Source organism: Syntrophorhabdaceae bacterium, from assembly GCA_028713955.1.
Lineage (GTDB): Bacteria > Desulfobacterota > Syntrophorhabdia > Syntrophorhabdales > Syntrophorhabdaceae > UBA5609.
Map to the genome: position 1 here is coordinate 1 of JAQTNJ010000096.1, position 11,227 is coordinate 11,227.

Genomic DNA, 11,227 nt, shown 5'->3' on the forward strand with positions numbered 1-11,227 from the left:
TCACCGTATTTTCCGGTGGCACGCTTGTCGCTGCTGATAAGACCTACAGCGGCATAGTAACCGGGATCGCCGATATGGGCATGTCCTGTATGGCCTACACGAGGGGAAAATTCCCCCTGTCAGAGGTAATCGACCTGCCTCTTGGCTACAAGACAGGTGTGGCTGCCACAAAGTTGATCAACCTGTTCTATGAGAAATTCAAGCCAAAAGAATACAACGAAACAGAGGTGATGTACTTCATGGCCCACAGCCCCGGCATCGTTCATTCCAAGAAACCTGTATATAAACTTGAAGATTTAAAAGGGCAGAAGATCCGTTGTACCGGCTTAGCTGCGAAAGTAGCCGGCAAACTTGGAGCAGTGCCTGTTGCCATGCCTATGGGAGAGACCTATGATGCCATCAGCAGAGGCGTTGTGGATGGCTCAATGGGCCCACAGGAAGCCACACAGGGCTGGAGATGGGGTGAAGTTGTCAATGCCTCAACCCAGGATTTCGGCGCCGGGTATTCCACCGGTTTCTTTGTTGTGATGAATAAGCAGAAATGGAATTCTCTGCCCCCTGATATTCAGAAGATCTTCAGAGAGGTGAACAAGGAGTGGGCGGATAAAAACGGGGTTGCGTGGGATACTTACGATAAGCAGGCAAAAGACTGGATGCTGAAGATTGGCAAAAAGGTTATCTCGCTTTCACCTGAGGAGAATGCAAGGTGGGCTGCGCTGGTCAAGCCTCTGCTTAATGAATACGTGGAGAACATGAAAAAACAGGGTCTCCCGGGACAAGAGGCATTGGATTTCTGCCTGGCGGAGCTGAAGAAACTCGAGAAGTAAAGAGCAAAGCAAGAGAGGGGGAAGATGTTTCACGCACAATCCTTCCCCCTCCTCCTTGCGTCAATCAGGAGGGAACTCGATGGAAGGATATCTCAAGGGCATAAAAGGCATCAGCAGCTTTATGAATGCGATTGCAGCCATTGGCCTTACGTTTATCATGTTGCTCACTACGCTCGATGTGATCTTACGGCTCTTCAAGAATCCCATCGTAGGCACCTATGAGCTGGTGGCCTTTACCGGGGGGATCATCATTGGGTTTGCTATTCCGATGACATCTTTTATGAGGGCCCATGTATATGTGGACTTTCTCATTCAAAGATTTCCCGAAGGAAGACGCAACGTGGTCAACATATTTACCCGGTTGATGGTGATCACATTTTTTACAATAGCCAGTGTGAACCTGTTCAAACACGGGTGGTATCTCTATTCAACGCATGAGGTCTCCCCTACCCTTCAACTTCCCTTTTATCCGGTCGTTTTTGGAATAGCCGTAGCCTGCGTCCTCGAATGTTTCGTCATGATCGCTGATATCGTGAAGATAGCAGGAGGGAAATATGAATGAGGTGATAATAGGCATTGTAGCCCTCTTTGTATTACTGATGCTGTTCCTTACCGGTATTGAGCTGGGATTCGCGATGGCGATCATCGGCTTCATAGGGTTCTGGATGCTGAAGGGTATCGGCCCCGCGTTCAACCTCGTCGCCGTCGACCTCTTTGATGTCTTTACCACCTATGGCTTTACGGTCATCCCCCTATTTGTCCTCATGGGTCAGATTGCCTATAATGCCGGCATAGCGCGCAGGCTCTATGATTCAGCCTACAAGTTCATCGGCCATATCCCCGGAGGGTTGGCGATGGCAACCGTTGCAGGCGCTACATCATTCAAGGCTATATGCGGCTCTTCCCCTGCCACGGCCGCTACGTTCTCGAGCGTTGCGGTCCCCGAGATGGACCGGTATGGCTATGCCAAAGAGCTTTCAACGGGGGTTGTCGCAAGCGTTGGAACGCTCGGCATACTCCTTCCGCCGAGTGTCACGTTGATCATCTTCGGGATCATCACGGAACAATCGATAGCTAAATTGTTTATGGCGGGGATAATACCGGGATTGCTCGCGGCCTTCTTTTTTATCGTGGTTATTTATGCGTGGTGCAAGATCAACCCGTCGATCGGGCCGAAAGGAGAAAGATCAAGCTGGGGTGCGAGGTTTAAATCCCTGCCCGAGGTACTATTGGTTGTAGCTATTTTTATCGTTCTCGTAATAGGTCTGATGAATGGCTTTTTCACGCCCACCGAGGCAGGAAGCATTGGCACCATGGCTGTAATCATCTTATCAGTTATAAAAAAGGATATCGATGTTAAAAGATACATTAAATCTCTCCTGGAATCTCTCCGTACGGCATGCATGGTCCTCACACTCATTGCAGGCTCTACGATCCTCGGCCATTTTCTGGCAGTAACGAAGATCCCTATCTTTGCGGCCGATTGGGTTGCCGGGTTACCTTTAAACCGTTACGTCATTATGATCATTATCAGTTTGATCTATCAGCTGGGAGGTTCTTTTATAGACGATCTCGCGTTTATGATCCTTGCTACCCCAATCCTCTACCCGGTAGCCTTAAAGCTTGGTTTTGATCCTCTCTGGTTTGCCATGCTTGTCGGTCTTACGGTAATGATCGGTTGTGTCATTCCCCCGGTCGCTTCCAATGTCTTTGTAGTAAAGAATATCACGAAAACCCCGTTAGGGGTGATCTACAAAGGAGTTGTCCCATTCCTTGCGAGTCTGATTACGGTTACCATTCTGTTATTCTTCTTCCCCGGCATGGCTACTTTTCTTCCTAATCTGTTAATGAAATGAGAGGAAACTATAGAGGTAAACTATAAAATATTCAACACCGCTTTTTTATTGTTATAAAAAATACTCGATGTTATTTTCTCGGCATAAACATGATCTTTGATAAAACAGGACTTGTGGCAGACAAACTATATGTAGCCGGACTACCGTGGTCGCCGGTCTATCTCCTTGACGGCGGAAAACCTGTGCTTTTCGAGGCAGGCTTTGCGTGTATGGGAAGACATTACGTAGAGGCGATCAAGTCCGTTGTAAAAGAGAAGCAACCGGTGATACTCTTTTTAACGCATGTCCATTGGGACCATTGCGGCGGAACGAGCTATATCAGAGAGTCTTTCCCGGGTATCAAGGTTGCGGCCTCAGAAAGGGCGGCATCAATAATCAAACGGCCAAATGCGCAAAATCTTATAAAAACCCTCAGCAAGGACGTGATGCCCTTTATCAATGAATATTATGGGATCAGCACGACAGAGATGCTGGATGATCCCTTCAGGCCCTTCAATATCGATATGGTGCTTGAAGATGGGCAGACGATAGAGGTCGATGACGACCTGACTGTCCGTGTGATCGCAACACCGGGGCATACCCGTGATCATCTTTCTTACTACATTCCGGAAAGGAAGATTCTTATCGCTACCGAGGCGTGGGGCTGCCAGGACAGGACAGGCAACATTGTCCCTGAATTCCTCGTTGATTACGATATGTATGTCGCTTCTATGAAACGTTTAATGGAATTCCCGGCAGAGGTTTTCTGCCAGGGCCATCACTTTGTTTTTGTGGGAAAAGAAGAGGTTAAGAATTTTTTGGCACGGTCGCTGAGAGAGGCTGAATATTTCAAAACACATGTCATTGAATTGTTACGTTCCGAGAAAGGATCTGTCGAAGAGGTGGCGAGAAAGGTCAAGGCCGAGCAATACGACCTGAATCCGGGGCCCAAACAAACGGAAAAGGCGTATCTGCTCAACCTGAGATCCCGCATAACGCATCTTGCTGAAAGGTTCTATGACAGACAACAGATTTAGTTATAAAGGTGATCGATAACCCTATATCAAAAATGAGGAGGGTATAATGAACTTTTCAATGTTTTGCGGTCTTAATGCAAGTAAATTCCCCATGAGAGAATTCCTGATCGAAAGCAATCCTTCAAAAGGGATACGGAGGACCATTACCTGGGGAGAACTGAACGGCCAGGCGAACAAGCTTGCAAACTATATGATTAAAGAGTGCGGGATACAAAAAGGAGATATTGTCCTCCACCTTATGATGAACAGCATCGAGTGGTATGTGACATATATGGCAATATTGAAGACCGGCGCCACCATAACACCCCTTAACTACCGCTTTGCAACGGGCGATATAAAATACGCCGCCGACGTCGTGAGATCGAAGGTCTTTATAATGGACGATACCTTTGCGCCAAGGGTTGAACCTATTATCAAAGAGCTCAGCTATGTTAACAAATATGTATGCGTGGGGAACAACATCCCATCAAACATGACATCATATAAGGAGATTATTGATAAAGGTAACCGGTCAGAGGTAATGATTGAAACGGCAGATGATGAGATGGCAGAGCTCATGTTCACGTCAGGCACAACGGGAGCTCCGAAACCTGTCTGCCACACCCACAAGACCCTCTTCTATATAGGGCTGGGCAACGGCCTGACCTTCGGAGAGGGATATGAAAGCGTGTATATTGCTCCGCATCCTTTCTACCACAGCGGCTCCCTCTTCTATTCCTTCCCCTGCTATATGGCGGCAGGAAAGGTGCTTATAGCTCAGGACCTGTCACCACAGGGATTGATCCGATCGATCGCAGAGGAAAAGGCCACAGGGGGATGGATAAGCGTGCCGATATGGTCGGACATCATCAATATGATCAAATCCGGGGCAATGGACATCAGCACATACGATTTCTCCAACCTGGAATATATCGCGATGGGTGCACAACCCGTTCCGACCATACTTTTAGAGGACAGCAAGAGGATATTCCATGGATTAAAGATGTTCAACACTTACGGGATCACCGAAGGCGGGGGCGGATGCACGGTCGCCCTCTATGATGAAGATATCCTGAGAAAGACAGGCGCGATCGGACGCCCCGGACCCTTCATGGAGGTAAAGGTCGTTGATGACAAGGGACAGACGTTGCCGCCGGGCAAGGTTGGGGAACTGCTTCTCAAGGGCCCGCGCCTCATGAAAGAGTACGCATACAATCCGGAAATGACCGCCAGGACAATAACGGAAGGATGGCTGCATACAGGCGATCTGGCATATACCGATGAAGACGGATATCTCTTCTTTGCTGACAGGTCGAAGGATCTCATCATCAGAGGCGGAGAAAACATATTTCCGGCCGAGATAGAGGATGTCCTGCGCAAGAATCCGAAGATCCAGGATGTTGCAGTCATCGGGTATCCGCATCCGAGGTTAGTGGAGATCACCATGGCGATCGTCCAGTTGAAGCAGGGAGAGGCGATGAAGGAGGAAGAGGTTATCGAGTTCTGCAAAGAGAAGGGGCTCGCAAAATATAAATGGCCTGAGAAGATAGTCTATGCGGATATTCCACGGAACCCGGCAGGAAAGATAGAGAAACCAAAATTAAGAGAGTTGTATGTAAAACCTGCAAAAGAGGGGATAGGGAAGTAACGTATTGGATAGGAATCCTGATTTCTTTAAGGTCGCCGTCCAGTCTAGTACTTTTTGTCTATTTTAAGGTAAAAGTTCCCAAAAAAACTGTTGCTATATACACAATAAATAAGTTAAATTTACGGCATGTGAATTTTTTAATTTTCAATAAATCAGGAGGGAAGTATGGATATAAAGAAGATCGGGGTTTTGGGCGCCGGTACTATGGGCAACGGGATTGCACAGGTAGCCGCACAGGCCGGCTACGATGTCGTGATGCGGGATATTGAAGACAGGTTCGTTGAGGGCGGTTTAAAAAATATCGACAAATTCCTCTCAAAATCCGTTGAAAAAGGCAAGATGAAGGCGGAAGACAAGAGCGCCATCATGGGAAGGATCAAGGGCACCACAAAAATGGAAGACATGAAAGATGTCGATTTCGTCGTTGAGGTCGTCCTTGAGGTAATGGACATAAAGAAAAAGGTCTTTGCAGAACTTGACGAGGTCACAAGAAAAGACGTGATTCTTGCATCGAACACCTCTTCCATGTCTCTTACGGAGATCGCGACAGCCACAAAAAGGCCCGACAAGGTTGTTGGCATGCACTTCTTCAATCCTGTTCCATTGATGAAACTCGTTGAGGTTATCAGGGGCATGAAGACAAACGATGAGGCCGTTGCCACAACGATCGACCTTACCAGAAAACTTGGCAAAGAACCCGTTGAAGTGCGCGTGGACATCCCCGGATTTCTCGTAAACAGATTGATGGTCCCCCATCTCCTCGAGGCAATAAAGCTCTATGAACAGGGCGTCGCTTCCATAGAAGACATCGACAAGGCAGCGAAACTCGGGTTGAACTATCCCATGGGTCCTTTCGAGCTGATGGACCTCACAGGTCTCGATATTAACGTCCATGTAGCGCAATACTTCTATGACAATCTGCCGAAAGAGTTGAAATGGGATCCGCCGTTTGCGCTTAGGAACCTTGTAAAAGCAGGTATCCTGGGAAGAAAATCAGGCAAAGGCTGGTACGATTATTCAAAATAACGGAGGCACAAGGAGGCTTGTATGGCCTATGAGACTTTGATCGTTGAAAAGGAAGCACCCATAGGGATCATCAAACTGAACAGACCCCCTGTGAACCCGTTGAGCGTACAACTCTATCACGAGCTTTACGATGCTGTCTGCGAATTTGAGAATGATGACGCGATCGGCGCGATCATCATCACGGGGAATGGCGATAAGGCCTTTGCGGCAGGTCTCGATATCAAGGATGTCATGGGAAAAACTGCCGTGGAAACGCTCGATTTCCTCTGGACAGCCCCACGGAAGGCCTTTGATAAACTGACAGGTATCGGGAAACCCACGATCGCAGCAGTTTTCGGGCTTGCGCTCGGCGGCGGGTGTGAGGTTGCCCTCTGCTGTGACCTTCGGATCGCCTCTGAGGACACCGTCATCGGCCTGCCTGAGATCGGCCTCGGCATCATGCCTGGATCAGGCGCGACACAGCGCCTGCCGAGGCTTATAGGGGTGGCAAAGGCAAAAGAGATGATCTATACGGGCGATACTATCAATGCCGCGGAGGCATACCGGATCGGCCTTGTGAACAAGGTCGTACCGAAAGACAAGCTGATGGAAGAAGCAAGGGCAATGGCAAAGAAGCTGGCATCCAAACCAAAGGCGGCCTTCGCCCTCATAAAGAGGTGTATCGACAACGGGCTCAACATGGACCTTGCGTCCGGTCTTACGATGGAGATGGATTCCTTTTCTATAGCGTTCACCTCTGAAGACGGGAGGGAAGGAATAAACGCCTTTGTTGAGAAGAGAAAACCCAACTATAAGGGTAAGTAGGAAAAAGGTGTTTGGCACTCAGTGACGAGTGATCAGCCTTCGTACAAAAGATCAACGATACGATAAAGCTGATGTCTGATAACTGATAGCTGATAGCTGAATTTAACTTCAAGGAGGATTGTATGGCAAGAAATGCAGTAATATTGGCAGGCGGCCAATGTAAATGGGGCGTTCGGGAAGCCCACCTGGTGGATCTCTTCCAGGAAGCAGCCAAGGCGTGCTTCGATGATATCCCGACTTTAAAACCCAAAGACGTAGATGGGCTGATCGTTGCTTCATCATATGCCGGAAGGTGCTCTTTCCAGGTAAACACTGCGCCGGTTATTGCTGAAAGAGTTGGTGTAAAACCCACTTCAATCTGCACGCGGTGTGATACCCTGTGCGCAGGTGGTTCCACGGGAATAATCCTGGCGATGGGTCTGGTACAGGCAGGCGCGGCTGATATCGTGATGGTCGCTGGCGGTGAAAAGCTTTACACACCTCAGAAATGGGAGGTCTTCTACAGCGAGCTCGCTTCTGTTGATCATGACTGGGATGGCGTCCACGGTATGGGGCTTCCGCCTCCATTCTTTGCACTGACGGCGCAGGAGCACATGATGCACTATGGCACAACAAAAGAACAGTTGGCCGCTGTCTCAGTGGCAAACTACAACTATGCGACAACAAACCCTGTTGCCCAGATGCAAAAGGCCCTGACGCTGGAAGAGGCGATGAATGCTCCTGTCGTTGTGCCTCCTCTTACGCTCTATGATTGCTGCCCGATCACAGACGGCGCGGCAGTATGCATCATCACAACAGATGAGATTGCCAGGAAGTTTACCGACAGACCTCTCGTGTATATCAGGGGCACTGCCCAGGTATGTCTGAACAGTGTTTCGGCCAATTTCCCGGGTGTCCATCTTGCAGACTGGAAACACACAAGGATAGCGGCAGAAAAGGCATATACAAGGGCAAAGGTTTCGGCCAGTGACATTAAGGTTGCCCAGACACATGACTGTTTCTCGATTTCAGAGGTTATCGAGGTCGAAGATCTCGGTTTCTGTAAGAAGGGTGAAGGCGGGGAGTTCTGCGGTTCCAAACAGATAGAGATCGGCGGGAAGGTCCCCATCAATACCGATGGTGGGTTATTAGCGTGCGGGCACCCATTCGGCGCAACAGGTATCAGGCAGGGCACCGAGATCATGAAACAGCTCCAGGGCAGGGCTCGTCACCAGGTGAAAGATGCCGACATCGGACTTACCCACAACCTGAGCGGGGCCAACGCTGAGCATACCATCTTAATCTATGGAAAAGAACCAGTAAAATAAGGAGGAAAACATGGCTGTTCTGGGAATCCCAATACTTGAAGATCTTTATCCATCAACGATGGATATGTGGCCTCTTGAGGCAAAAGAGTTTAACAGGAACTGGATGTTTTATGAAAACCTGAAACAGGGGAGATTGACGACGACAAAATGTAAAGACTGCGGTCTTGTTTCATATCCCCCCAGGGTAATATGCCCGGAATGCTACTCCGAAAACCTTGAATACATAGATCTGCCGAAAAAGGGCAAGGTCATCGTCTTTTCGGAAGAAGTGAAAGGCGTTCCACTCGGATTTCAGTCTCCGCTTATCCATGCGGTGATTGATCTCGGCGTTGATCCCGCAAGAAGGGTGTTGAGCAGAATTACCAATTGCGCGGCAGGTACATTGCAACGGGGCGATGAGGTCCAGCTTGCGGTATTTCCGGTCCCTGCACTGCCCATAGACAAGGGCAAACTGGGAACCATCATGTCGGAGAGGGTCTTTTTTGCCTTTGAACCGGTAAAGAAGTAAAACGAACAAAGGATAGAAAACAATTAAGTGGAGCGGCAACCCCGCTCCACTTTTTTAATCCTGCCCCTAAAAATGCACTCCTATATTTACAATATTTGCATTGATCGACCTGTTTGGTCTTTCTGTATTGCCATTTGAGTAATGGCGGAACCTGTTCTCTATAAAATAATTATTCCAACGGTAACCAATACCTCCTTGCAGGATGAGCAACAGGTGTGTTCCCTGTTCCTCAAACGCGATGGTCGTATACGCAGCCCCTGTCCCCAAAGTGGCAAAAAAACTGTTCTTGTTGTCTTTGCCGAAATAGTACTTGAGGGACATCGTCATACCGGCATCAAGTCCGCTCTGGGGATCATTGACGTATGCAGCGAAGGGCTCCATGAGAAGATAAAGGTTTTTGACCAGTGCCTTTTCCCGGGCATACGTGATCTGATAAAAATAGTAATACCTGCCGTCTCCGCGCAGTTTGCCGAACTTCGGGTCCAGATTGAATATCCCGAACCCATAGCCTGCTGTAATGGCATTATCATCTCCGGCACAATACAAAGGGCAAACCACGCATATAGCCACTACGACTATAGTGAAAACCCCTTTTCTCATATACACCCCCGGTGCATTATAGAGAATTAACTTGATAATACCCCTTTAACATATTCATAAAATATTGTAAAATCTTTTAAGCATGAAAAATATTATTATTTTTATCGTTTTTGCACTCTCTTTTCTCCTTCCAGCCCCCGCCTTTAGCAAAGACTACGTGGTCAGAAAGGTCATCGACGGTGATACCATACAACTGGACACAGGTGAAACTGTGAGATATCTGGGCATCGAGGCCCCGAGATTGAAGACAAAAGAAGGTGGTGCGGAGTTTTACGCAAAAGAAGCATTGAAGTACAACAAAAGGCTTGTCTTCATGAAAAAGGTCCGTCTTGAATTCGACCACGACAAAAAAGACCCGCAGGGGCGATTACTCGCCTATGTCTTTATCAAGAACCTGTTCGTCAACGCAGAACTTGTAAAGCTCGGCTACGCAAGGGCGTCGGTCAAGGCGCCAAACGTAAAATACCAGAGGATACTTACAAACCTTGAAAAAAAGGCCGTAGAGGGGGAAAAAGGTCTCTGGCAGGAAAAGAAAAAGGATACGGAATCCTATTATGTCGGAAACAAACGCACCTATACCCTCCACAGACCATCCTGTAAGTATGTGAGCAAGATCCCGGCAAAAGATAAAATAATCTTCAGAAATCGTGCAGACGCATTAAAAATCGGGTATACTCCTGATAAATACTGTAAACCATGATAGAAGAATACATAAAATACTGGGGATTGGAACAACATCCGTTCATCCTTGCGCCTGACGGCAAGATGATGTGTGTGACGGGCCAGTACTTTGAATGTCTCGAAAGACTGAAATACGCCATCAACACAAACAAGGGCGGCGTTCTTATCGTATCCGAGGAGGCCGGGCTCGGTAAGACTACGACGATCTTCCGTCTCATCGATGATATGAGGGAACAGTACGGTGATTCCTTCAAGTTTGCCTATATCGATCATCCAACCCTGACCCCTTCTCAGATAATTGCCTATATAACCGGATCTATCAAGAACTTTAAATCAAACGAAAAAAACCCGAGCAACCTCACAATTGATTTCCTGGACAACCGGATGCATATCGTTTCTGACCTGCAACAGGATGGAGATAAACTGAAAAACCTTTTGGTTTTAAGAGATGCCCTGACGGAGATCAAAGAACAGGGTGGCAAGAGCATTATCGTTATTGATGAAGGGCAGATGTTGTGCGGGGAAGAAGAGACCCTGCAGGAATTGAGGATGCTCATCAATCTTACTCACAACAACGAGTACCTCCATACCTTTATCCTTTCAGGACAAAAGGCCCTGTGGGAAACCATAAAGAATATGCCGGAATTCTGGCAGAGGCTGCCTGTCAGATATTATTTTACACCATTACGGTTCGAGGAAACCCGGGAGCTTATACGGTACCGGCTGAACAAGTCCGGCCTCGACGTGGCACGAGAGATCTTTACTGATGATGCGCTGGAGATCATCCACAAATACTCGAAAGGTCTGCCAAGGACAATTATCGCGCTTGCTGACCTTGCCCTGCTCGCCGGGTATACAGACCGCACCCGTAAGATAACCTTCAAAGAGGTATCGAAAGCGATCAACGCCATGACCGGAAGAGGTGACACCCTTCCCTATCTCGATACCGAGAAAAAAGACAACGACAGAGAATCT

Annotated in this window: 12 protein-coding genes; 11 read left to right on the top strand and 1 reads right to left on the bottom strand. The window is 48.1% G+C overall.

The window, feature by feature from the left end; genetic code table 11:
* The 9 genes from PHU49_09370 to PHU49_09410 form a co-directional block, all read left to right on the top strand.
* Positions 1–827: TRAP transporter substrate-binding protein (locus PHU49_09370; GenBank protein MDD5244213.1), on the top strand; the 827-nt coding region annotated here is incomplete at its 5' end.
* 79 nt (positions 828–906) lie between these two features.
* Entirely contained in the window at positions 907–1,389 is a 483-nt protein-coding gene (locus PHU49_09375; GenBank protein MDD5244214.1) for a TRAP transporter small permease, read from the top strand.
* Positions 1,382–2,683, top strand: coding sequence for a TRAP transporter large permease (locus PHU49_09380; protein ID MDD5244215.1), 1,302 nt, complete (start codon positions 1,382–1,384; stop codon positions 2,681–2,683). Before PHU49_09375 ends, PHU49_09380 begins: the two co-directional genes overlap by 8 nt.
* Positions 2,684–2,796: 113 nt before the next feature.
* Positions 2,797–3,699 (top strand): MBL fold metallo-hydrolase, encoded by a 903-nt coding sequence (locus PHU49_09385; GenBank protein ID MDD5244216.1) that lies wholly within the window; start codon positions 2,797–2,799, stop codon positions 3,697–3,699.
* A gap of 46 nt (positions 3,700–3,745) precedes the next feature.
* Positions 3,746–5,326: a class I adenylate-forming enzyme family protein gene (locus tag PHU49_09390; protein MDD5244217.1), complete on the top strand. Its 1,581-nt coding sequence runs from the start codon at positions 3,746–3,748 to the stop codon at positions 5,324–5,326.
* Positions 5,327–5,491: 165 nt separating this feature from the next.
* Positions 5,492–6,352, top strand: a complete 861-nt coding sequence (locus PHU49_09395; GenBank protein ID MDD5244218.1) for a 3-hydroxyacyl-CoA dehydrogenase NAD-binding domain-containing protein — start codon at positions 5,492–5,494, stop codon at positions 6,350–6,352.
* A gap of 21 nt (positions 6,353–6,373) precedes the next feature.
* Entirely contained in the window at positions 6,374–7,156 is a 783-nt protein-coding gene (locus PHU49_09400) for an enoyl-CoA hydratase-related protein (GenBank protein ID MDD5244219.1), read from the top strand.
* 122 nt (positions 7,157–7,278) lie between these two features.
* Positions 7,279–8,463, top strand: coding sequence for a thiolase family protein (locus PHU49_09405; GenBank protein ID MDD5244220.1), 1,185 nt, complete (start codon positions 7,279–7,281; stop codon positions 8,461–8,463).
* Between the two features lie 10 nt (positions 8,464–8,473).
* A complete protein-coding gene (locus PHU49_09410; GenBank protein ID MDD5244221.1) occupies positions 8,474–8,971 on the top strand; it encodes a zinc ribbon domain-containing protein in 498 nt (165 codons plus the stop codon).
* 66 nt (positions 8,972–9,037) lie between these two features.
* Here the strand turns inward: PHU49_09410 and PHU49_09415 are convergent, their stop codons facing one another.
* On the bottom strand, positions 9,038–9,571 hold the full coding sequence (locus tag PHU49_09415; protein MDD5244222.1) for an acyloxyacyl hydrolase: 534 nt from the start codon (positions 9,569–9,571) through the stop codon (positions 9,038–9,040).
* Positions 9,572–9,653: 82 nt separating this feature from the next.
* Between PHU49_09415 and PHU49_09420 the strand changes: the two genes are divergently transcribed.
* Together PHU49_09420 and PHU49_09425 are read left to right on the top strand one after the other, a co-directional pair.
* On the top strand, positions 9,654–10,271 hold the full coding sequence (locus PHU49_09420) for a thermonuclease family protein (protein MDD5244223.1): 618 nt from the start codon (positions 9,654–9,656) through the stop codon (positions 10,269–10,271).
* The coding region (locus tag PHU49_09425; GenBank protein MDD5244224.1) for an AAA family ATPase at positions 10,268–11,227 on the top strand (960 nt) is incomplete at its 3' end. The genes PHU49_09420 and PHU49_09425, both read left to right, overlap by 4 nt.

What these genes read in the sequence shown, in the direction of transcription:
- PHU49_09375 (MDD5244214.1), top strand. Translation starts at nt 907, where the DNA reads ATGGAAGGATATCTCAAGGGCATAAAAGGCATCAGCAGCTTTATGAAT.
- PHU49_09380 (MDD5244215.1), top strand. Translation starts at nt 1,382, where the DNA reads ATGAATGAGGTGATAATAGGCATTGTAGCCCTCTTTGTATTACTGATG.
- PHU49_09390 (MDD5244217.1), top strand. Translation starts at nt 3,746, where the DNA reads ATGAACTTTTCAATGTTTTGCGGTCTTAATGCAAGTAAATTCCCCATG.
- PHU49_09395 (MDD5244218.1), top strand. Translation starts at nt 5,492, where the DNA reads ATGGATATAAAGAAGATCGGGGTTTTGGGCGCCGGTACTATGGGCAAC.
- PHU49_09400 (MDD5244219.1), top strand. Translation starts at nt 6,374, where the DNA reads ATGGCCTATGAGACTTTGATCGTTGAAAAGGAAGCACCCATAGGGATC.
- PHU49_09405 (MDD5244220.1), top strand. Translation starts at nt 7,279, where the DNA reads ATGGCAAGAAATGCAGTAATATTGGCAGGCGGCCAATGTAAATGGGGC.
- PHU49_09410 (MDD5244221.1), top strand. Translation starts at nt 8,474, where the DNA reads ATGGCTGTTCTGGGAATCCCAATACTTGAAGATCTTTATCCATCAACG.
- PHU49_09415 (MDD5244222.1), bottom strand. Translation starts at nt 9,571, where the DNA reads ATGAGAAAAGGGGTTTTCACTATAGTCGTAGTGGCTATATGCGTGGTT.
- PHU49_09420 (MDD5244223.1), top strand. Translation starts at nt 9,654, where the DNA reads ATGAAAAATATTATTATTTTTATCGTTTTTGCACTCTCTTTTCTCCTT.